The sequence below is a fragment of the Maribacter litoralis genome, assembly GCF_902506355.1.
GTDB lineage: Bacteria > Bacteroidota > Bacteroidia > Flavobacteriales > Flavobacteriaceae > Maribacter > Maribacter litoralis.
Genome location: NZ_LR733271.1, coordinates 229,733 through 253,165 on the forward strand (window position 1 = coordinate 229,733; position 23,433 = coordinate 253,165).

Annotated in this window: 13 protein-coding genes and 1 pseudogene; 8 read left to right on the forward strand and 6 right to left on the reverse strand. The window is 37.8% G+C overall.

Annotated features, from left to right (window positions below; genetic code table 11):
- Nucleotides 1-30: 30 nt before the first annotated feature.
- Entirely contained in the window at nt 31-1,377 is a 1,347-nt protein-coding gene (locus EXIGUO8A_RS01030; protein WP_159301603.1) for a Gfo/Idh/MocA family protein, read from the reverse strand.
- Nucleotides 1,378-1,469: 92 nt separating this feature from the next.
- Between EXIGUO8A_RS01030 and EXIGUO8A_RS01035 the strand changes: the two genes are divergently transcribed.
- From EXIGUO8A_RS01035 to EXIGUO8A_RS01070, 8 genes and pseudogenes are all read left to right on the forward strand, one after another.
- Nucleotides 1,470-2,342 (forward strand): AraC family transcriptional regulator, encoded by an 873-nt coding sequence (locus EXIGUO8A_RS01035; RefSeq protein ID WP_159301604.1) that lies wholly within the window; start codon nt 1,470-1,472, stop codon nt 2,340-2,342.
- A gap of 132 nt (nt 2,343-2,474) precedes the next feature.
- A complete protein-coding gene (locus tag EXIGUO8A_RS01040) occupies nt 2,475-3,731 on the forward strand; it encodes a glycoside hydrolase family 117 protein (RefSeq protein ID WP_159301605.1) in 1,257 nt (418 codons plus the stop codon).
- Between the two features lie 22 nt (nt 3,732-3,753).
- Nucleotides 3,754-5,607, forward strand: a complete 1,854-nt coding sequence (locus EXIGUO8A_RS01045; RefSeq protein WP_159301606.1) for a DUF5060 domain-containing protein — start codon at nt 3,754-3,756, stop codon at nt 5,605-5,607.
- A 379-nt stretch (nt 5,608-5,986) separates the two neighbouring features.
- Nucleotides 5,987-9,280, forward strand: coding sequence for a SusC/RagA family TonB-linked outer membrane protein (locus EXIGUO8A_RS01050; protein WP_236564405.1), 3,294 nt, complete (start codon nt 5,987-5,989; stop codon nt 9,278-9,280).
- 23 nt (nt 9,281-9,303) lie between these two features.
- Complete coding sequence (locus EXIGUO8A_RS01055) at nt 9,304-10,845, forward strand: RagB/SusD family nutrient uptake outer membrane protein (RefSeq protein ID WP_159301607.1); 1,542 nt, start codon at nt 9,304-9,306, stop codon at nt 10,843-10,845.
- Nucleotides 10,846-10,928: 83 nt separating this feature from the next.
- On the forward strand, nt 10,929-14,264 hold the full coding sequence (locus EXIGUO8A_RS01060) for a VCBS repeat-containing protein (protein WP_159301608.1): 3,336 nt from the start codon (nt 10,929-10,931) through the stop codon (nt 14,262-14,264).
- Between the two features lie 6 nt (nt 14,265-14,270).
- Nucleotides 14,271-15,116, forward strand: a complete 846-nt coding sequence (locus tag EXIGUO8A_RS01065) for a family 16 glycosylhydrolase (protein ID WP_236564406.1) — start codon at nt 14,271-14,273, stop codon at nt 15,114-15,116.
- 7 nt (nt 15,117-15,123) lie between these two features.
- Nucleotides 15,124-16,643, forward strand: a pseudogene (locus EXIGUO8A_RS01070) (sulfatase-like hydrolase/transferase).
- 35 nt (nt 16,644-16,678) lie between these two features.
- On the opposite strand, the gene EXIGUO8A_RS01075 reads toward EXIGUO8A_RS01070, so the two are convergent.
- The 5 genes from EXIGUO8A_RS01075 to EXIGUO8A_RS01095 all read right to left on the reverse strand — a co-directional run bounded on the left by EXIGUO8A_RS01075 (nt 16,679) and on the right by EXIGUO8A_RS01095 (nt 23,387).
- Nucleotides 16,679-17,683 carry an L-rhamnose/proton symporter RhaT gene (locus EXIGUO8A_RS01075; protein ID WP_159301609.1) on the reverse strand — a complete coding sequence of 335 codons (1,005 nt, stop codon included), beginning with the start codon at nt 17,681-17,683 and terminating at the stop codon, nt 16,679-16,681.
- 32 nt (nt 17,684-17,715) lie between these two features.
- The gene (locus EXIGUO8A_RS01080; protein ID WP_159301610.1) at nt 17,716-18,759 is read right to left on the reverse strand and encodes an aldose epimerase family protein; all 1,044 of its coding nucleotides are present in this window, start codon (nt 18,757-18,759) and stop codon (nt 17,716-17,718) included.
- A gap of 13 nt (nt 18,760-18,772) precedes the next feature.
- Nucleotides 18,773-20,128 (reverse strand): sulfatase-like hydrolase/transferase, encoded by a 1,356-nt coding sequence (locus EXIGUO8A_RS01085; RefSeq protein ID WP_201304093.1) that lies wholly within the window; start codon nt 20,126-20,128, stop codon nt 18,773-18,775.
- Between the two features lie 96 nt (nt 20,129-20,224).
- Complete coding sequence (locus EXIGUO8A_RS01090; RefSeq protein WP_407658225.1) at nt 20,225-21,319, reverse strand: glycoside hydrolase family 117 protein; 1,095 nt, start codon at nt 21,317-21,319, stop codon at nt 20,225-20,227.
- A gap of 349 nt (nt 21,320-21,668) precedes the next feature.
- On the reverse strand, nt 21,669-23,387 hold the full coding sequence (locus EXIGUO8A_RS01095) for an arylsulfatase (protein WP_159301613.1): 1,719 nt from the start codon (nt 23,385-23,387) through the stop codon (nt 21,669-21,671).
- Nucleotides 23,388-23,433 lie beyond the last annotated feature (46 nt).

Here is a 23,433-nt window from a genome sequence, read left to right on the forward strand (position 1 = left end):
GGTATTATATGCACATTTACGACATACCATCTAAACCATTGAAAACTTTCGTTCTTTTCTTGACCTTAGTTTATTTGCTTCGGCATCTTTACTGAATTTTTCCTTTTCTGGATTCCAATTCAAGGATCTATTCAATTTATATGCAATATTCGACAGGTGACAAATACTGGCACTTCTATGTCCTGTTTCCACATCGCAAATAGGCGTGCCTCCATTTTTAATGGCATCTAACCAGTTACTGTAGTGATTTTCAGAACGAATTAATTTAACATTCAAGGATGCATAATCGGTATCTAACAAGCTAACTGGTGTTGTTTCAAAATACCCTCTACTGATATCCATTTGACCTTCAGTGCCAAAGAAGCGAACACCCCATCCCCTACCAAAATCTTTATGCTCTACTTCAATACCGTTATCGTAATACAATGTTAGACCTCTCACTGCAGTTGGGTCTGTTGGAGGCACTAATTTCACCGGTCCTGTATGGTCCATTCCTAAAGCCCATTGCACGATGTCGAACATATGCGCGCCCCAGTCAGAAAGTATTCCGCCTCCGGTTTCCTCGAACAAGCGCCAGTCTGGCCAAAACTTAACATCGTTACTTGATGGCGCCAATCTGTGATTGTACTTTAGCAACGGGGCCGGACCACACCAATTATTCCAATTTACTTCACTAGGCATAGCTTCCTCCATTAAATCATAAGCCTTTGCAGGATCGCCTACATTTACCTCCACGCGTTTTATTTCACCCAAATATCCGTTTTTCACAAGTTCACAGGCTTTTCTAAAACTATCCCAAGAACGCTGCATACTACCAACTTGTAATACCCGACCAGAACGCTCTACGGCTTTCACCATATTTCTTCCTTCCTTAATATTATGAGACAGTGGTTTTTCACAATAAACATCTTTATTCGCCTTTAAACTATCCATTACATGCATGGCATGCCAATGATCTGGCGAGGCAATTACCACTGCATCTATCTTTGAGTCATCAAGTAATTCGTTATAATTTAAATATGAGGTAACAGTATTTTTCCTGGTCGCTTTTTTAATCTCCAAATGGCTTTTGGCCACATGTTCTACAAACCATTTATTTTTAGTTGTCCACACATCTGAGCAAGCAATTATCTCAGCATCGTTCTTTATAAAATTTTTAGCCAAACCCCTACATTGTTTTCCCAAACCTATAAAGCCAAGGTTAATTTTATCACTTGGCGCAGTAAACCCTTTTCCCAATACATGTCTAGGAATAATGGTAACTGCCCCGGCAGCTAAAGCCGTTCTCGTAATAAATTTTCTTCTTGACGTTTGTAAGTTATTTTTGTTCAATTCCGACTTTTTCACCACCTTAGAGTGCTCGCTATCTTTTTTCATGTGTATGTTGAATTAGTTTTAACTAAAGTTAATTGACTTGCCTTTACACTACTTATACATATATTCTTTTAAGTGCAACAAATGTTTTTAATATGCTAGAACTGCTTCAATCCCTCAAAATAAGTCTCCTTCATACAGGGTATGCCAAACTAGGCCCCGAATGGAATTTTGATAATGTTATTAGTCCGTTTACACGGTTATTTTATGTTACCAAGGGTTCTGCCACCGTTTATCACAACAACAAAACCTACACTTTAAAACAAGGCTATATGTACCTTATTCCCAGCTATGTATATAACACTTACAGATGTGAGCATTATCATGAACAGTTTTACATCAGCTTTTTTGAAGAAATAAGAACGGGACTCTCCATTTATAATCTACGGTCATTTAACTATGAAGTTCCCATTAAAGATGGTGATCATTTACTTTTTGAGCGATTAACAAAGATGTATCCTAAAAGGAAGATTGTAAATAACGATCCTACGGCATACTTGCACAGACCACAAGAATTATTGCAATATAACAGAGACAATGCTAAAATGAATACGCAACGTTATTTAGAAACGCATGGTATTTTAACCATTTTACTATCTCGTTTTATTGAAAATGAGCCTGCACAGAATGCCAATATTACTCCTGGTAGGTTAGATGATGTACTTATATACATTGCCGAACATTTAAACCAGGTACTAGAAGTGCAAGATTTAGCCAAGAAATATCATATGAGCACGGATCATTTTTCTAGATTATTTCTTCAACAGTTTAATATGAGACCCTTAAAATACATTCAAACAAAAAGAATTGAACGAGCACAATTGTTGTTATGGACCACAAACCATTCCTTAGAAGAAATAGCCCATAAAATAGGCATGGAGAACTTCTCATACTTTTCAAGAACCTTTAAAAAACTCACGGGCACCACTCCTGGAAAATATAGAAAAAACCAAACGATATCACCATAATAAGCTCGTTTCAAACAATATATAATCATTTGTGGTATGGTTTTGATCACCTGTTGCAATAATGATCACTACGCTTAAGCTAAGTGCTTTGTATTTGCATTATCTTGAAAACATAATCAAACACACTAATTTATGATTGCTTATAAGCGCGTTGCACTACTGCTTAGTTTTGTTATTTTAGGATGTACTTTAAATGCTCAAAAGGCTTTTCCGTTTCATCTACCTAAAGAAAAACCCGATCAGCCCTTGAGCTTGGCAATGCAACGAAATTATGATCAATATTTAGCCCCACGCCCAGAGCATAACGAGCTGTATTCTCAATTTAAATATACTGAATTGAAGGGGTTGGATTATAGCAACGGTGACGGTACCATTTCTAGAAGAGACCCATCAAAAGTTATATTTCACAACGGTAAATATTATGTTTGGTACACGTACAGACATACTAGTACTCCGCCTCAAGGTGCTGCTAAAAGTAACGACACCATACCTTCTAGCGACTGGGATCTTGCCGAAATATGGTATGCCACCAGTGAAGATGGTATTACATGGGAAGAACAAGGCGTAGCTATAAAGAGACCTGAAAAACCCCAAGTAGGATGGCGCTCAGTTTCCACTACTGACATCTTGTTTTTCAAAGGAAAATATTACCTCTATTATCAAGGATTTATGGAGGCTAGTGGAAAAAGAGGCGACGACTGCCCTGTTGCCGTTTCATACGCAGATTCTCCTGATGGTCCTTGGACAGCCCATAACGAAATTGTTATACCCAATGGTGGTAAAGGTGAATGGGATCAATACTCAATCCACGATCCTTACCCGCTGATTTATAACGATAAAATATATTTATACTATAAGTCCGATTTTGATGGAGACCCTAATCTAGTGCGCATGCAAGGGCTAGCTACCGCAGACAACCCGCTTGGTCCGTTTACCAAAAGCCCCTTAAACCCAGTATTGAATTCTGGGCACGAAACCACATTATTCCCATTTAAAGAAGGTATTGCCGCTTTAGTCATTAAAGACGGTAACGAACATTTTACCATTCAATATGCGCCCGATGGTGTTAACTTTTCTATTGCAGCCATTACCAATTCATTAATGCCAATTGCTGGCGGTCCATATATTCCAGATGCTTTTACAAATACTGATTACGGCAAAGGTATCACTTGGGGAATATCTCATGCTATAACAGCCGGCACTAAAGGCAAACAATATTCTATTTTAATGCGCTTTGACTGCGACCTAAGTTTAGAAATCGATGATCAAGAAATGAAAACCCATTCTAACATTTGGCATTACAAACCAAGTGATTATTATAAATTAGGATTAAGCAAAAAGCAGCAACAGCGTATTGAGGCTCAAAATAAAGCTGTTAAGGAAAAATAAGATGCTATCAAAACCTACCATTATGAAATGCGCTATCATATTTAAGTATTTATTATTATCTCTAGGCTGTTTGTTTATAAACTACTCAGTCGCCCAAGATTCAAAAAACGATATCAACTATCAACTTGAAGGAGAGCTTAAAAAGTGGCATAAGGTTACCATAGTATATGACGGTCCGCATTCATCTGAGCAGGCAGAAATCAACCCTTTTACCAATTATAGATTCAATGTTCGTTTTACTCATAAGGCTACCAATAAAACTTACCTAGTACCAGGATATTTTGCTGCTGATGGAAATGCCGGTGAGACTTCTGCCACTGCGGGAAATAAATGGAAAGTGCATTTTGCGCCCGATGAAATTGGTGAATGGAGTTTTAAAGTAGATTTTAGAAAAGGAAATTGGAGTGCTATTAGTGATAAGGCAGATACAGGAGTAAGTGCAGCATTTATGGATGGTCATACAGGTAGTTTCACTATTGCCCCAACCGATAAAAAAGGGATAGACTTTAGATCAAAAGGTAGATTGCAATATGTTGGTGAACGTTATTTGAAATTTGCTGAAACCAACGAATATTTCTTAAAACAAGGAGCAGATGCTCCTGAAAACTTTTTAGCCTATGCAGATTTCGATGGTACTTTCCACAACGATGGTCATGGCGACAAATTGGTAAAGACATGGTCTCCACATATTCAGGATTGGAAAACTACTGACCCGGTTTGGAAAGGTAATAAGGGAAGAGGAATGATAGGGGCGCTTAATTATTTATCCAACAAAGGTCTTAATGCTTTTTCTTTTTTGACCAATAACATTAAGGGTGATGATAAAAATGTATTTCCATATGTTGATTACAACACTTGGGACCGTATGGACATTTCAAAATTAGACCAATGGGAAATTGTATTTAGTCATGCACAAAAAATTGGACTGTTTTTACATTTTAAAACCTTAGAGGTAGAAAACCAAGGTCTGTTGGATAATGGCGGAGTTGGTGCCAATAGCAAGTTATACTACCGAGAATTAATTGCACGCTTTGGACATCACTTAGCACTAAACTGGAATCTTTGCGAAGAAAACGGTGAATGGGTAAAAAACCCTACAACCCCACCACAAGATACTATGCAGCGCCTGGCAATGGCTCATTATTTTAAAACTCACGACCCTTATCATCATCACTTGGTTATTCACAATGGGAAAAAATTTGACGATTTGCTAGGAGCCGAATCTGGTATTACAGGACCATCCGTGCAAACCCATAGAGCCGATTTTGGTAGTATACATAAAGAAGTATTGCACTGGTTAGCTGCTTCAAAAAAAGCCGGCAAGCAATGGGCGGTGGCGGTAGATGAACCGGGTGACGCACAACACTCCCTCTTACCTGATAAAGAAAATCCAGATCATGATTTGGCAAGAAGAAACGGACTTTGGGGAACACTTATGGCAGGTGGCTGGGGCAACGAATGGTATTTTGGATATAAACATGAACATTCTGACCTTACCTGCGAAGACTACCGTTCTCGAGATTTATTTTGGAATCAAGCCCACAATGCCTTGCAGTTTTTTGAAGAAAACAATCTTTCTTATTGGGAAATGGAGAACCATAACGAGCTGGTTGGTAATTCAGAGAACAAAAACACAGTTTACTGCCTAGCAAAACTAAATGATACTTATATCGTTTACTTGAATAGCTTAGAATCCTCAGTTTTAGATTTAAGTGAAACAAGCAACACCTATAAGGTGCATTGGTACAACCCAAAAACAGGTGGAAAGCTAAAAACTTCGAAAATCAAAAAGGTATCGGGTGGTCAAAAAGTGGACTTAGGCAAAGCTCCAAAAGGTGAACAGAAAGACTGGGTCATTCTCCTTTCCAAAATATAATCATACAACCCAAACAAACCATTTGCACAATAATCGTTCATTCGATTATTTTAACGATTTGACACCTACCGTCCTTCAAAATTAAAAATCCAAAGAACAAAATACCACATGCTTTTTTGTCTTTTTAATGATTGACGCACCATATCTACATCTTTTATCGAACTAGTCGCTGAAAACCAGTTTTCGTCATATTGAAAAATGGAGCTGATTGGTTATGGATTAGCACAAATGGTTTTACTACCACGCTCAGCATATTGTCAAATGCTCAAAATAGCCCATAAAATAATAGTAAAAACCATATGTAACACTCTCTAAATCATTTGTGTCGTAAAAATTTAACATTTTTTTAAATATTGCACCAACTGAAAATGAACAAACTATGCGAGTAAAACAAATTAACTCAAAAACACTTTGGTTCTTATTATTATACTTTTTAGTAAGCATCAATTTAATGTACGCCCAAGACATTAATGTCAAAGGTAACGTAAGCGATGAATCAGGTCCTTTACCTGGAGTATCCGTTATTGTCAAAGGTACTACCACTGGCGTAGCTACTGATTTTGATGGTAATTATGAAATTAATGCTAGTGCTGACGACACGCTTGTTTTTACCTATTTAGGTTATAAAACAAAAGAATTAGCTATTAATGGCAGAACTAATCTCAATGTTGTTTTAGACACCGATGTTTCTGCATTGGACGAAGTGGTCATTATAGGTTACGGTAGTTCAAAAAGAAAAGATTTAACAGGTTCCATTGTTTCTGTAAAAGGAGAAGATTTGGATAAAGTGGCTCCTGTTTCATTTGAAGGGGGACTAGCTGCAAGAGCATCTGGTCTACAAGTTGTACAATCTGGCGGTGAGCCCGGATCTGGATTCAACATTAGAATTAGAGGTGGTAGTTCTATTACCGCTAGTAATGATCCCCTTTATGTAATTGATGGCTTTGCCTTACAAGGTAATACTGCCAGTACTGCCGTTGGTATCGGTAACTCTTCTACAAGTCCGCTATCTACAATAGACCCTAGCTCTATTGAATCTATTGAAGTTTTGAAAGATGCTTCGGCAACAGCCATTTACGGTTCTAGAGGTGCGAACGGTGTAATTATAATTACGACAAAACAAGGAAAAAAAGGTAGAGCTTCACTTAATTTCGAAACGTTTACCGGTGTATCTACCTTAGCAAGACCATTAGATCTAATGACCGGTCAAGAATATGTAGATTTCTGGAACGATTATTTCCCATGGAACCCCGATGCCGAAGATACTTACACCAGAGCTTATAGATATGATGATGGTACACCATTAGATTTAAGCGATCCTCGAGTATTGGTTACCGACTGGCAAAAAGAAATCACCAGACCAGCGATCACCAAGAGCTATAAGGTATCTATGAGCGGTGGTGGTGATAAGAACACATATTCAGCTTCTTTCTCATACCTTAATCAAGAGGGCATCGTAAAAACATCTGATTTTGAAAGGTATAATGGAAACTTAAATATCAATCAAAATATAAGCGACAAATTAAAAGCCGGTATGAACCTGAATTTAGGCATCAACAAAAATAATGGTATCGTAAATGCAGCCAATGAAAACGGTAATGGTAGAAACGGTATTATTACCAGTGCCATACTTTTTACACCCGTACAAGGTATCAATAGATATGATGATGCTGAATATGATGAAAACGGTCGTATAATCTCGGTAAGAGATGGTGATATTACCAACCCTCTGGCTACCCTAGAGTTTAACAGTAATAACAGAACCGCTTTTCAATCTTTCGGTAGTGTATATATTCAATATACCTTGGCAGACGGACTTACTTTTAAGTCATCCGTTAGGGGTAATATATCCTCTACTAAAGGTACTGCTTACTTTTCAGAGAAAATCAGTTGGGGTAGAACGGCGAATGGTAGAGCATTCGTAAACAACAATATGGGAACTGGTATTATAACCGAGCAAAATTTAAACTTCAGCAAGGTGTATGGAGACCACTCTTTGAATGCTACAGCGGTTTATGAAGAACAACAGAATACATTTGAATTCAACAATTCAGCAGCAACAGGTTTTGATCTCCCTGGCGTAAACCTAAACAATTTGGCTTCTGCCACGGAGACCTTACCTAACTCTTCTGGATTTACCAAAACCGCTCTACAATCGTATCTTGCTAGGGTTCAATATGATTACAAAGGTAAATACACATTAAATGCCAGTGCCAGATATGATGGTTCATCTAGATTTGCAGAGGGTAAAAAGTATGGTTTCTTTCCTTCGGTAGGTGTTGCCTGGAACGTTGCAAATGAAAACTTTCTCAAAGAAAACAACACCTTAAATCGTTTTAGAATTAAGGCTAGTTTTGGAGAAACCGGTAATACCGCCATTGGTTCATACCGATCTTTTGCTCAAGCTGGTGTAGCAAGTACCATATTAAACGGAAATCAATTGGTTACAGGAGCATCTATTCAGCAACTTGCGAATGAAGAATTAACTTGGGAAACTACCCAACAGTTTGATGCCGGTCTTTCCATAGGAATGTTCAATGATAGAATTTCTTTAGAAGCAGATTATTACCGTAAAGAAACTTCTGATCTTTTATTAGAAGTTCCATTACCATCAACAACCGGATTTAAAACCGTATTTAAAAACTTAGGAAAAGTTGAGAATAAGGGACTTGAATTTGCATTGAACACTGTAAATTTTGACAATGAAAACTTTGGATGGACATCGAATTTCAACATCAGTTTTAATGACAACCAAGTTTTAGATCTTGGTGATGCCGATCAATTTTTGGTAAACTCTATCGGTGACAATCAAATACAAGATGATTACATAGTAAAGGTTGGAGAATCTTTAGGTTCCATGTATGGTTTAGAAGTCGATGGTATTTACAACTATAGTGATTTTGCCGCTTTCGACGGATTATCAAATGAAGAAGCTGCCGCAAAGCTTAGGCAAGATGCTGCAGATCAAGGCGTGGTCTGGTATGATGTAGTTTATGAACTTAAAGAGGGTACTGTGCTTTCTTCCGGTCAGCCAGACAATACGAAATACAGACCAGGTATGCCAAAATTCGTAGATCAACTTACTGTTGATACGGATGGTGACGGTGTACCAGATGCTGCAGACGGCGTTGTAAATTCTGATGATCGAAAAATAATAGGTAATGCATTACCAAAGCATTTTGGCGGTTTTACCAATAACTTTAGATACAAGAACTTAGATCTTTCAGTAATTACCCAATGGTCTTATGGTAACGATGTTTACTTAAAAAGTCTTAGTAAAGGTACCGCCCAAGCAATTCCGTTTTTAAATAAATATGGTAGAGTTGCCGATCGTTGGACACCTGAAACACCAGATACAGATATCCCTTCTATTTGGGGAGATGGCGATGCTGGTATTAATGGAACTGCTTATTCGTCATTTATTGAAGATGGCTCTTATTTTAGAATTAGCAACGTTACCTTAGGTTATGAATTACCTACCAGAGTAAAGAAAAGCATTGGTCTTAAAAGCTGTAGAGTATATGCTGCTGTAGATAACCTACATGTTTTTACAAAATACTCAGGTTACGATCCAGACGTAAGTGTTGGTAACAATCAACTTACTCCAGGTCTAGATGCAGACTCTTACCCAAGATCAAGAACTATAAGATTAGGTTTAAGCGTAGGATTCTAATTAAAGAACAAAAAATTTAAAAGATGAAAAAAACTAAATTTTACGGAATATTGACCCTAGCGGCAGGACTGTTGCTTGTGTCATCTTGTGATGATGATATTTTAACGGAAAACCCCAGTAACTTCTTAACTCCCGATGCTCTTTTGGTAGACACCAAAGGTGCAGAAACCTATCTTATTGGTGCGTACGATGCCGTACAGCCTATAGTTTCATCTGGCGGAAATGGTAAAGATGGTTGGGGCATTCATTGGGGTACAGTTGCCGCTGATGAAGTTGTTTTTCCACCATGGGCAGGTGATAGAAAATTTATCTATCAGCATCAATTAACACCATCTAATGGTGTGGTGCGGTCTATTTGGGAGAATTTATACGTTGCATTGAACAGAATCAACAGTACAATTGACCGAATTGAAGCAATGAACGAAGATGAAATCGATAATGAATCTAAAAGTAAGTTCGTTGCCGAAGCAAAGTTCTTAAGATCAATGGTGTTATTTTCTTTGGTATCCACGTATGAAAACATTCCATTGTTAACAAGTGAAACTACAGATTTAGAGTCAGTGGAAGTAAGTCAGGCAACACCGGAAGAAACCTATAACTTCATCATACAAGACTTGCAACAAGCCGCAAGTGTACTACCGGAAGAACAAGGTGGTGGTCGTGCAACAAAGGGCGCAGCTAAAGCTTTATTAGGTAAAGTCTATTTACAAATGAGTGGCTTTCCCCTTAATCAAACAGACAAATTGGCCAGTGCCGAAACTGTTTTAAAAGAAGTAATGGATAGCGGTGTTTATGATCTTTTACCAAACTACAGAGAGGTTTTTGACCTTAATAATGAGCAAAGCGTAGAAATGGTGTATTCTATTGGTATGGATGGTCCTGCACGTGGAGAAGGCGGACTATTAAGTACTTTTTACGGTCCTAACGGCAACGTAAATAACGGCGGAGGCTGGGGTACTTGTTTTATCAATCATTCATTTGAAGCTTCTTACGACAGAGAAGATGTTAGGTTGTTTAATAATATCGCTAAGCACAATGCCAATGACGCAACTCCAGAAGAAGGATTCTCGGACCCAGAAACACATACCGTAAACATGAATAACTGGAGAGGTTGGAAATGGCATGCAGAAAAACCAAATAGCTATCCTAACGACACGCCATTTGATAACCCGTACATTAGGTACGCAGATGTTCTATTAATGTACGCTGAGGCACTTAACGGTCAAGGCAAGCTTACTCAGGCAGATTTGGACATTACTATAAACCGATTGAGAGCAAGAGCTAGAATGACTGATGATGCCGTTCCAGATATGGTTGTAGGTTCACAAGACGATAATGCTACCGAACTTTTAGAAGAACGTAGAAAAGAACTTTGTTTTGAAGGATGGAGACGTAATGATCTTATTCGTTTTGGTGTCTATCATGAAGCTATTTCGGGGATTACACAAGGCGGACCAAATGCCGGTGATCCAGGACCTGAATTTCAAGATTTTGAAATACGTTGGCCAATACCTCAATCCGAGTTGGACATTAACCCTAATCTGGTGCAAAACCCTGGTTACTAGTAATATATTTTTAATATCTTAAACAAATAATCAAAAAGCCTATTCACCATTTCTGAATAGGCTTTTATGCTAAAACACTGTATATGTTTCTTCACCGTTTTCTAGCCGCCAAAACCGTAATAATTGTTTTATTGAGCAGCTTTCTATTTTATAGTTGTGCAAATAAAGAAGTGGCTCAAAAAGTAAAGAATACTAAAGAAACACCACTGTTTAAATTAGTACAGCCCGAAGATTCAGGCGTCAAATTTAAAAATACGATTGCCGAAAACTTTGATAATTTTTTTGCCATTTTCAACTATGTCTACAATGGTGCGGGTGTTGCCGTAGCAGATATCAACAATGACGGTTTATCTGACATTTATTTTACAGCTAATGAAGCGCCCGATAGATTATATTTAAACAAAGGCAACTTCACCTTTGATGATATTACAGATTCGGCAAACTTAAGCAAGCAAGACGGTTGGCATAACGGTGTGGTCATGGCAGATGTAAATGCAGACGGCTTAACAGATATTTATGTCTGTAGAGGCGGTTGGCAAGATACGCCACAAGAAAGAAGCAATCTTCTATACATAAATCAAGGGGATAATACCTTTAAAGAATCTGCCGCGGACTTCGGATTGGCAGACGAAGGGTTTTCGGTAATGGCATCCTTTTTTGATATGGACAACGATAATGACTTGGACCTCTACCTTACGAATAGACCTGAACATTTTTTTCTCAACTACCAGCAGGTTTTAGCGGGTAAGACCGATGAAAATGATTTCTATAGAGACAAACTCTATATCAACAACAGCGGAAAATTTGAAGAAATAGGCAAACAAAAGGGAATTACTAGCAATTTTGGTTACGGACTAGGATTAGTAACTTCTGATGTGGATAAAGACGGCCAAGTGGATCTTTTTGTTGCCAATGATTATCTAGAACGAGATTATCTCTACATGAATCAGGGTAATGGAATTTTCAATGAACAATTGAAATCGAGATTTAATCATATTCCGTTCTACGCCATGGGTGTAGATATAGCAGATTTAGATAATGATGGTTGGGAAGATATCATTCAATTAGAAATGATGCCAGAGGACTATGAACGCTCTAAAACCACGATGGCAGATATGAACACACAGCTGTTCAACAACATGAAAAACAATGGTTTTCATTATCAGTACATGCACAACATGCTTCAAAAAAACCGTGGCGAAGGGTTTTTTAGTGATGTATCGCAGTATTCGGGCATTGCCAAAACAGATTGGAGCTGGGCATGCTTGGCAAGTGATTTCGATAATGACGGTCTACGGGATATTTTCATTACAAACGGATTTAAAAGAGATATTTGGGATAAAGATGCCACTATAAAATTTAGGCAATACATGCAAAGTGCCGAAGCATCTCAACGAACAAATGAAGAGAATGCACAGCATATTATTTCCCTATTTAAACAGAACAAAATTTCGAACTACCTCTATAAAAATGACGGTGATTTAAAATTCACCAATATGAGTAAGGCTTGGGGATTAGACCAACAATGCTTTTCTAACGGAGCCGCAACTGCAGATTTGGATAATGACGGCGATTTGGATATTATCGTAAATAACGTTGATGATCCAGCTTTTATTTATGAAAACCTTACCAATTCTAAAGAGAACGGATATCTTAAAATAAAGCTCAAGGGTCCCGCAACAAACAAGAATGGTTTAGGAGCAAAAATCACACTAAAAATAAATGATAGCATACAGTTTCATGAATTTAAAACTGTTCGTGGCTATCTTTCTTCGGTAGAACCAATTGCACATTTTGGTCTTGGAGATGTAACTAAAATAGACTCCCTAACCATTGGCTGGCCAGATGGCAAAGAGCATCAACTTCATGATATTGCTGCCAATAGAACAATCATTGTCGATTATAAAAATGCCTTACAGCCTTTAGAAAAGTCTTCAACCAAAGAAACCCTATTTGTAGATGCAACCAGCTCTTCTTTCTCATCCGTCTACAAACACCAAGAAAATGAATTTGACGATTTTAGAATTCAGGTATTACTGCCTCACAAACTTTCTAACGAAGGACCTTGTATTGCCGTTGGCGATATTAACAATGATGGTTTAGAGGACTTTTATGTTGGTGGGGCAACAGGCAGTTCAGGTGCTATTTATTATCAAACTGCTAAAGAATCCTTTGTAAAAAAAGACAATGCCATTTTATCCGGTGACGCAAAATTTGAAGATGTTGATGCCGTATTTTTCGATGTAGATAACGACCAAGATCTTGATCTTTATGTGGTAAGCGGTGGTAATGAATTTTCCGAAAACTCCCCTTTACTTCAAGATCGACTCTACCTCAACGATGGTAAGGGTAATTTCATTACGAAAAAAGAGCTGATTATAAGTGCAGAAAGTGGTGGTTGCGTACTGGTTTTTGATATTGACAATGATGGTGACCTAGACCTTTTTATAGGCGGTAGGCTGGTTCCTGCAAAATATCCAAAAGCTCCAAGAAGTATTATTCTAAAAAACGAAAACGGAAACTTTACCGATGCTACAGCAGAGCTGGCTCCTGAACTGGAGTTTATTGGTATGGTAACAGATGCCACATACTCGGATATTGATGGCGACACCAACAAAGAACTTATCGTAGTTGGTGAATGGATGCCCATTACCATATTTAAAAACAATAATGGCAATCTTGTAAATGAAACGCACTCCTACGGTTTAGACAAAACTAATGGTTGGTATAATACAGTTACAGCCGTAGACATTGACCAAGATGGTAGTAATGAACTTTTAGTCGGTAATCTTGGACTAAACTACAAGTTTACGGCAAGCGAAAAGAAACCATTTAAGGTCTACGCTAGTGATTTTGACCAAAACGGTACAAATGATATTTTTCTAGCGAAAGACTACAAAGGTAGACAAGTACCTATAAGGGGTCTACAATGTAGCTCGGAGCAATTACCAGGATTGGACCGAAAATTTAAAACCTTCACTCAATTCTCAAAATCTAACCTTAGGGAAATTATTGGGGAAGGTATTGATAATGCACTTCAACTAAATGCCTATGAATTCGCAAGTGTTCTTGTAAATTTTGAAGATGGAAATGCAAAACTAGCCCCACTTCCCTACCCAGCACAGTTCTCAAGTGTAAATGGTTTTGTTACCGGTGATTTTAATGCGGACGGACTTACGGATATTGCCTTGGCGGGAAATAAATTCGAATCTGAAATTGAGACTACAAGAGCAGATGCTTCTGTCGGGTTAGTATTATTAGGCACAAAAGAAGGAAATTTTAAACCTCAAAACCGTTTGTCTAGCGGATTCTTTGCTCCTAAAAACGTCAAAGTTCTAAAATCAATTGAACTGACCAATGGAAAAATGGGAATTTTAATAGGCAATAATAATGACGAGATACAACTATTCAAAAATTGATATATCATGAAATATATAAAGACACTATTCTTATTTACAGTACTTATGTGTTGTTTCAATTTAATGGCACAAACTCCCCAACCTCCTAAAGGATATAAATGGGTAACAAATGATAAATTTACCGATGAATTTGAAGGCAATTCATTAGATACCAGTAAATGGTATGATAGATCACCTTATTGGGTAGATGGTAGACCTCCGGCTACTTTTAGAGATTATTCCGTTTCTGTGAAAGATGGCAATCTCCAAATAAAAAATACAGTTTTAGAGGACGACAAGAAATATAACATTGCGGGAGGTGCCGTAGCATCTGTAGCAAAAGATGCACTTTATGGCTATTTTGAAACCAGAATGAAAGCTTCTAGTATTAGTATGTCGTCTACCTTTTGGCTAAAGAATAAACCAGACACCAAAGAATGTCCGTTTGAAGTGCAAGAATTGGATATTGTAGAAGTTGTTGGTCAGCAAAAAACGGGTGGCGACTTTAGAACCAAATTAAGGTCGAATACACATACCTTTTATACGGATTGCGATGGAGCGAAAACAGTGAAGTCACAAAAAGGAGTTGTCACTGAAATTAATCCTCCTGCAAATGAAGCATATCATGTGTACGGTTGTTGGTGGGTAGATGCCAACACCATAAAAATTTATTTGGATGGGGAATATAGAACTACCATGCACCCTAGTACATTCTTTAGGGAAACACCGTTCAATAAACCGATGTACATGCATTTGGTAACTGAAACGTACAATTGGGAAACACCCCCAACACCAGAAGAATTAGCAGACGATAGTAAAAACACCACCTATTATGATTGGGTACGAGCCTATACTTTAGTGCCAATTAAATAAAAACAACATGCATCGATTACATTGTACAATCACCCTATTTTCCATTCTTTTCACTGTAGTTCTCAGTGCTCAGAAAAAGCCAAACGTAGTTGTTGTTTTAGTAGACGATTTAGGTCTTGGAGATGTATCGTACTATAGAAAAGCTCATTCAGATACTATTATTGTTGAAACTCCTGCCATAGATGCTTTAGCAGAAAACGGAGCCGTTTTTACAAATGCACATGCTCCCGCTGCACTTTGTGCACCATCACGATATGCGATAATGACCGGAAACCATTGTTATAGAAGTGATGCCCCATGGGGAGTTTGGGGTAGTTATGAAAAAAGCCCTATCAAAAAAAACCTGCTAACACTTGCCAAACTTATGAAGCAATCGGGTTACCAAACCGCCTTTTTCGGTAAATGGCATATAGGCGGTGATTTTCTAAGAAAAGATGACCCAAGTACTATTTATCGAGGTTCAAGAAACAAACCCGAATTAGATGTAGATATCAGAAAAATTGTGGGTGGCGGACCACGCTATCAAAGGTTTGATTATGCGCTTTCTTTCCAAGCCGGTATACAAGATGTGCCTTATGCGGTTTATGAAGATAATGACATGATGCCTTTGGCAAAGGACTCGAAAATCACATTTATCTCCCAGGCAAAAATGGATAAGATTGGCGTGAAATTGGACAAAGCAGAAGGTTTAGGGGACAGTAATTGGAATCCGCATGACATGGGACCATTATTGGTAAAAAAGGCAATGGATTATATTGATGCGAACACACATAAAGACAAACCGTTCTTTATGTACTATTCCGCCTTAGCCGTTCATTTACCTCATACCCCAACCGATGAATTAAATGGAATTAAAATAGCCGGCACCACACCTTCTAAACATTTAGACCTAGTTAAAGAATTAGATGTACAAATACAAATGCTGATCGATACTTTAAAAAGCAAGGTATTTATGATGACACCATCATTATGCTAACTTCTGATAATGGCGGACTTTTAAGAAAGAACACCTTAAAGTCTGGGCACCGACCAAGTGATATTTATAGAGGTGGAAAAAACCAAGCTTATGAAGGCGGTAATCGTGTTCCATTCATAGTATCTTGGAACAATCATTTTAAACACCAGATAAACGAAAGTCCGGTTCTTGGTCTTGATATTATGGCAACATTGGCTGAACTAAATCATATTGAGATTTCTGCTGACCAAGCTTTAGATTCATCTAGTTTATTACCATTACTTGAATATGAAACTCAAGTTTTAGATAGGGTTATTTACACTCAAAGCGGTACAGGCAAAGAAGTTATGTTGATCAAAGATGGTTTTAAATTGATTTTACAAGTGAACAAATCCGATAAAATCAACCATAGCCAAACACCGATTGCATTGTACAATCTAAATGATAATCCAGGTGAATTAGAAGCGCAAAATTTGATTACAAAAGCACAATATCAACCAAAAATAAAAGAGTTGGCTACCCTTTACCATACCACAAGAAAAAGCGGAAGACCAACAACCTTCCGCTTCTAATCAATTAGCAATTCGCTAAATCAAACAAACTATTTTTATGAGATTCCGTTGGAGTAAGCAACTACCACAATACCGGCAATCATCAATGCCAAACCTGCATATAAAAAACCTTTAGCTTTTGAAGAGGCATTTAACCATTCTTTTGTAATCAACCCACTTATTATCGCCGTTGCTACCGATGACGTATTGAATATGGCATAGCCTACCGTATTTCCTGAGCTTCCTAATTTAAAAGCGGCAAACGCAAACAACGCCGATGCTGCATAGTGAAAAACAGCCATAATCAATATTAAAACTACATTTTTACCAAAAGCCGGTGTTTTAAAGTTGCCCCAAGCATCATTTTTGCTCAACTGCCACAAAAAATAAGCCGTCATAACTATTCCGCCACTTAAAAATATGGGAAACATAACCGCTACCGCAGTTACCCAATCGGCATTTCCTTGCGCTATACTTGCCTCATGCAAATATGGTCTTCCTGCAGCATTGGCATAACTAAAACCCGTTGCCAATAAACCACCTACCACGGCAATTAAAATACCGGTAACCATAGAACCCTTTTTATTACTCGTACCAGTATCTTCCTTTTCACGTAGAATACCTGCTCTACCGTTTAGAATAACACCTACTAACACTATTAGAATGCCTATTAAAATATAGGTAAGCACATTTGCCGTTGGTAATCCATCTTCAATAAATGGCAGTAATGATCCTACTAATATGATAGTTCCAATAAAGATGGAAAAACCTAAAGACAGACCAATGTGGTTAATGGCCTTACTCCACATCATTACTCCAATTCCCCATAAAAAACTGGTAAGTCCCATTTTTACCCATATGTCCATTGGCATGTTTCCAAATATTTCCCCAAACCCATTTATGAGGGTCAAAGATGCTATTATAGGAACCACGAACATAGTGAGCAGAAAGAACAAACTCCATGTGTTTTCGTACTTAAAATCTTTGGTAAACTTTTCCGGTAGGGCATAAAGACCCAACATTAAACCGGCAAATATTGCCAGCAAGACTCCTTCTATCATATTGTTTTATTTTGGTTTAGTTCATGTTAATCTTACCAGCCAAATTTGAAAATGGTGGTGCTTTGATATGTTTCATCAGTATCTAAAATACTCTTGGGAGCATTAGAAATATTAGGTCCGTTCGGATAGCGGTGCGTTTCTAAACATAAGCCTCTAAACTTTCCATACTGAAGCCCTGATTCGCGTTTTAATTCATCGGAAGTATATTTACCGGTGTAAAATAACATACCAGGTTCGGTGGTATAAACCTGTAAGCTTCTTCCACTGGTTTCCTCTTCAATTTCAGCGACTTTATCTAGCTTAAAAGCTTTGTCATTAAAAAGATAATAATGCTCAAAGCCGTCTCCCATTGCCTCCTGCACATCACCAATTAACTTTGGAGACCTTAAATCGTCCGGTTTATCAATAACTGATATATTTTCTCCAGTAGCCGCACCGGTTTCATCCCAAACTTGCTTTTTATCCGCAGCTATTTTCACGGAATGATGTAGCACATTATCCTTAAAACCTGTCAGGTTAAAATAGGTATGATTGGTAATGGTAAATGGTGTTTTTTGGTCGGTCGTAGCCTTATACTCTATTTTTAATTCATTATCGGCAGTTAAGATAAAAATAACCCAGACATCAACGTTGCCAGGAAAGCCTTCCTCTAAGTGATTACTCCTAGTCTTCATGGTTACCAATGCCGCATTTTCATCAAAGGCTTCTACAGACCATAATTTCTTATCAAAACCTATTCTACCGCCGTGCAAATTATTCTCCCCAACAATTTTATCAAGCTGATAATCAACACCTTCCAATGTAAACTTTGCCTCTTTTATTTGAGAACAATACCTACCAACCGTACCCCCAAAATATGGGGCATTGCTTTTATAGGCATCAGAAAAATAACTTTCCAATTGGTCAAAACCACACACAATTTCCCCTTTTTCTCCATTTTTATCAGGAATTCTTATAGATGTAATGGTTGCCCCATAGGTAGCTATTTTAACCTCTACGCCGTTATCATTATTAAGTGTAACCAACTCTATATCATTAGCTTCAATAGTTCCAAATTTCTGTATAGTTGTATTCATGAACTTAAACTTTCTAATTTCTAATTTTCGGAGCGCTAAAGGCATCCATTCTTTCCGCTGTTTTACCTTCAAACTTGCGCAGCAGTTGCCATTTAGGACGCTCTAAGCCAAGCTCCCATTGAAATAGTTTTTTGTACAACACTCGTACTTTATCTGGATATTCCGATGCCAAATCATGCGCTTCAGCGATATCATTAGAGAGATCATACAATTCTGCAGGGCGATCTGGATATCGTATTAACTTCCAATCTAATTCTCTAATAGCCCCTCTATTTTCTTTTTTCCAAAACAACGTGTTATGTGGTCTACCTAAATTTTTGCGTTCCAAAAACGGTAATAAATTCACACCGTCTAGGTGTGCCATATCATCTACTTTTGCGCCAGCGATAGCGCTAAAGGTTGGATACATATCCAATAATAATATAGGGTAATCGTAGACAGTATTTTCTTTTAGGCGCCCTCTCCAAGAAATCAAAAAAGGAACCCTTACACCACCCTCTAAATGGTTTGCTTTCGTACCGCTTAAAGGGGAGTTTATTGATGAATTCGTATCACTTGGTCCGCCGTTATCATTTGTAAAAACTATGATGGTGTTATCCAAAAGGTTCAACTTTTTTAATTGGTCTAACACCTTACCACAAGCTCTATCCATTGCCAATGTCATGGCTGCCAAGGTTTTTCTTTTGCCTTTTAAATTAGGAAACTGCCTTAAATCTTCTTCCATGGCTTGCATTGGTGTATGCACCGCGTTAAACGATAGATAAACAAAGAAAGGTCGGTCTTTATGTTGAGCTATAAATTGATTGGTTTTATCTGCCAAATCATCGGTTAAATAACCGTCATGTTCCAAAAAATTACCGAAACCTTGTTCTAGCCTATTTTCATCTTTATCAATTGGGTTGGTCTCATCATAAGGCATAAAACTTCGTGATCCGCCCCTAAATCCGTAGAATTCGTCAAAACCTCTTTTGGTCGGATGAAATCTATCTGCATTACCCATATGCCACTTTCCAAAAATAGCGGTAGTATAACCCAGCTCTTTTAGTTGATTACCAATTGTTTTTTGTTCTAACGGTAAACCCATATCATCATCAGTAAGACCACTCAAACTCATGTATCCTGGCACATTATTTTCCTCGAAACCAAAACACTGCTGATACATTCCAGTAAGAAAACCTGCTCTAGAAGGCCCGCAAACAGCTGCACTTACATAAGCTTGGGTACAGCGTATACTTATCTTGGCAAATTCATCTAATCTTGGTGTTTTAAACTCCTTACTTCCTTGAAAACCAAAATCGGCATAACCGGCATCATCCGAAAGAATAAAAATAATATTCGGCTTTTTCTGTGCAATCAGCCATTTTCCCATAACAAGAAAACCTAATAATAGGACAGTGCTCAATTTTGAACACCATTTATTATAGTTTACCCTATGAACATTAGTTTTCATATCGAAAATACACTGTTAGTACTTCTTCTTTTTACGTGATGTAAATCGCATAATACTTTGGTAATCTCTACTGTTATACACGTGAGTCAACCCCCATTTCAATACCGCGGTAGGTTCTTTTTCGCTATCTACAGCCCTATTTAAACCAATAGCATGTGGCGGACTTTGAATTACCGACATGATGTTGAAGTTTATGCCATCTTCTGCCCATTGTATTGTATTTTTCTCTGGTCCGTCGGTGGTTATTAAAGATGCTATACCACCGTTGTACGGCCATACGCAAATTTCATGACCGCTGTTACTGATAGGATTGTAAGGTGATTTTACATAAGGACCTTTAGGATTTTCGGCTATTGCAACACCGTGTCTTATTTGGCGCCCCCCAAAAGTAATTTCCTCTCCCATTTGCTCTCCTTTGTAATACAGATAGAATTTACCATTGAAAGGTAAAATACATGGATCATGTACTTTATGACTATCAAAATCACCCTTTTTCTTAACGGCGAAGCGATCATTAGGGTCATCGCCTTCCCAAACACCATTGTCTGCGGGACTTAAAATAGGTTCCTTACTTTTAGTCCAAGGTCCGTTAGGTGAAGTAGACCATGCCAAACCAATTTGATTTTTCACTCTTTTATTATAAGGTGATTTAACGGTCTGGTAGCTTAGGTAGTACATGTCTTCATGCTTCATGATCTCTACCGTAAATACCGAGCGATCATCATATTCACCTTTTTTACCCCTTGCTACCGCTATACCTTCCTCTTTCCATGTAATACCATCTTCTGATGTAGCATACCAGATATCGCAACGATCCCAAGGAAATACTTTTTCATTTTCTATATCACCATCAAAACCTTGAGTAGGTCCTACCCCTTTTGAGTACCACACATAGTATTTACCATCTTCCTTGATCATGGCACTTGGATCTCTTCTTATAACACCTTCTTCATATGCTAAATCGCCTTTTAATGGTTCTAATTGATTAAATTCTAAAAACCACTCATCCCCCAAATCAGTAGGCCAGGCCAATGCTCTTTTTGACGCAGCACTTAAATGGTCGACATCGGTTATACCCAAGTGGTCAATTTGCTCTTGGGTAATAGACATATTGTCCTCTTTGTTCTGATCAGTTTCGGATGTTTTTACCGTATTTTCTTGGCAACTTACGAATGCCGATAAAACATAAATACCTAGTAATGTTTTAATTATTCTCATTTATCAAATAAAAATTTAGATTTAATTAATTTTTTTAGCAAAATAATTATGCATAATTCAAAGTGGGAATTTATAATACCATTCTGAATGTACCTTATTTTACAACTAGACATGAACTGTACAAACCATCAATACGCTCAACAACAAATAGTTATACAATACAACGCCCAAGTATAATTAACTAAAACGTACTTAGCAATCACTAATTATTACCCTTATTATCTTACCAAATTGCAGCATATCATATTTTATTGATATAGGTATAATAGACTCCGTAGGTATCGGTGCCAAATACAAAGTCAGTTACCAATAATGCTTTTCCTTTTTCTAAATACACTTCAAAATCTATTGACGCTTCATTCGCATTTATGGTTTTTTCCAATATTTGATTGGCTATCTGTATCCTCACCTTATCAGGAGAAATGGCGACATACTTAAAATTAGATTTAGGATGTTTATTGGGTACTCCTAAAACAGGACCAGGGACTTCTTTTGACCAGCGCATACAAGAGATTTTATACGTGCCCGCCGAAGCAACTTCTATGGCATACCTATTATTTTTATTTTTTACGCCCGCAGCCACCTGTTCGGTTTTCCAAATACCGCTATCGTCTCCGATGGCATGTTGAATGGTTAATTTTATTTCTTTTTGATGTTCAGAACCTATAATAGTAACCGGTAACTCGGTAAATACATCATTAGCCATAGCCGACGTATAAAAAGTGGTATTCTTACTCTTTAAATCTTTAACCAATTGCGGATGTTCTTTTGCCAGATTTTGCTTTTGCCCTATGTCATCAATGATATTATAAAGCTCTTTCCCCTCTAGTAATCGCCATTCGTTCTGTAAAACGAGTCCGTCATGTTCTTGTGTGGGTGGCCTCCAGTCTTGTCGGTTGTGCAGAAATAGTGCTCTTTCTCTCAAACTTGCATTCGTATTCTTTAATACAGGAGAAAAATCGATTCCGTCTAAACTCAAACTATCTGGCACATTCAATGCACATAAATTTGCCAAGGTTGGGATAAGGTCTATGTGAGCCGCCAGTTCATTATTGTCTTTTCCTCCTTTAATTTTGGCTTTAGGATATCGAATAAAAAACGGAACCCTATGACCGCCTTCTTCCTTCTGACCTTTTATTCCTTTAAATCCTTTATTATATCCCAAGTTATCGGCTGCACGATACCCAAAGCGTGTACCGTTGTCTGACATGAAAATAACAATGGTATTCTTTTCTAATTTCTCCGCTTTTAAGAACCGGTTCAGTTTACCAAAATTCACGTCAATATTGGCTATCATGCCATAGAGATCGGCACTAACTATATGTTTTCCTTCTAAATGTCGATACGGGGCAGCATATTTTTCATCGACATATAGCGGGTCATGAGGCGCATTTAAAGGCAAATACACGAAAAAAGGATTGTCTTTGTTTTGCTTAATAAAATTTATGGTCTCATTGAACCAAACATCGGTACAGTAACCCTTAAATTGTTTGGGTTCGTTGTTTACATAATATACATCATCAAAATAGTCATTACCCCAATAATCGGACAATTCTCCTATACCTCCTGCTAAATGATGTATGGCTGTATCGAAACCAGCATCGGTTGGTCGATTTGGATAATTATCCCCCAAGTGCCATTTGCCGAATAAGGCGGTTTTGTAGCCGTTTTGCTGAAAAACATCTGCCATTGTCACCGAATTGGAAAGGGCATCCCTACCCTTATACGTTGCCCAAGCTCCATTATTAATAGGATACTTTCCGGTCATTATTGCAGCTCTAGTAGGTGTGCAAAGGGGCGATACATGAAAATTGGTCATTCGTACGGCATCATCATAAAAGGCATCTATTTCCGGTGTTTTTAACCACGGATTGCCATGTGCCCCTAAATCTCCAATACCTTGGTCATCGGTAAGTACTAAAATGACATTGGGTCTATCTTGTGATTGCAAGGAAAACATACAGCCAATGCCTATGTAACATAAACCTATTAACACCTTTTTAAAA

What these genes read in the sequence shown, in the direction of transcription:
- EXIGUO8A_RS01030 (WP_159301603.1), bottom strand. Translation starts at nt 1,377, where the DNA reads ATGAAAAAAGATAGCGAGCACTCTAAGGTGGTGAAAAAGTCGGAATTG.
- EXIGUO8A_RS01035 (WP_159301604.1), top strand. Translation starts at nt 1,470, where the DNA reads ATGCTAGAACTGCTTCAATCCCTCAAAATAAGTCTCCTTCATACAGGG.
- EXIGUO8A_RS01040 (WP_159301605.1), top strand. Translation starts at nt 2,475, where the DNA reads ATGATTGCTTATAAGCGCGTTGCACTACTGCTTAGTTTTGTTATTTTA.
- EXIGUO8A_RS01045 (WP_159301606.1), top strand. Translation starts at nt 3,754, where the DNA reads ATGAAATGCGCTATCATATTTAAGTATTTATTATTATCTCTAGGCTGT.
- EXIGUO8A_RS01050 (WP_236564405.1), top strand. Translation starts at nt 5,987, where the DNA reads ATGCGAGTAAAACAAATTAACTCAAAAACACTTTGGTTCTTATTATTA.
- EXIGUO8A_RS01055 (WP_159301607.1), top strand. Translation starts at nt 9,304, where the DNA reads ATGAAAAAAACTAAATTTTACGGAATATTGACCCTAGCGGCAGGACTG.
- EXIGUO8A_RS01060 (WP_159301608.1), top strand. Translation starts at nt 10,929, where the DNA reads ATGTTTCTTCACCGTTTTCTAGCCGCCAAAACCGTAATAATTGTTTTA.
- EXIGUO8A_RS01065 (WP_236564406.1), top strand. Translation starts at nt 14,271, where the DNA reads ATGAAATATATAAAGACACTATTCTTATTTACAGTACTTATGTGTTGT.
- EXIGUO8A_RS01075 (WP_159301609.1), bottom strand. Translation starts at nt 17,683, where the DNA reads ATGATAGAAGGAGTCTTGCTGGCAATATTTGCCGGTTTAATGTTGGGT.
- EXIGUO8A_RS01080 (WP_159301610.1), bottom strand. Translation starts at nt 18,759, where the DNA reads ATGAATACAACTATACAGAAATTTGGAACTATTGAAGCTAATGATATA.
- EXIGUO8A_RS01085 (WP_201304093.1), bottom strand. Translation starts at nt 20,128, where the DNA reads ATGGGAAAATGGCTGATTGCACAGAAAAAGCCGAATATTATTTTTATT.
- EXIGUO8A_RS01090 (WP_407658225.1), bottom strand. Translation starts at nt 21,319, where the DNA reads ATGTCTATTACCCAAGAGCAAATTGACCACTTGGGTATAACCGATGTC.
- EXIGUO8A_RS01095 (WP_159301613.1), bottom strand. Translation starts at nt 23,387, where the DNA reads ATGTTTTCCTTGCAATCACAAGATAGACCCAATGTCATTTTAGTACTT.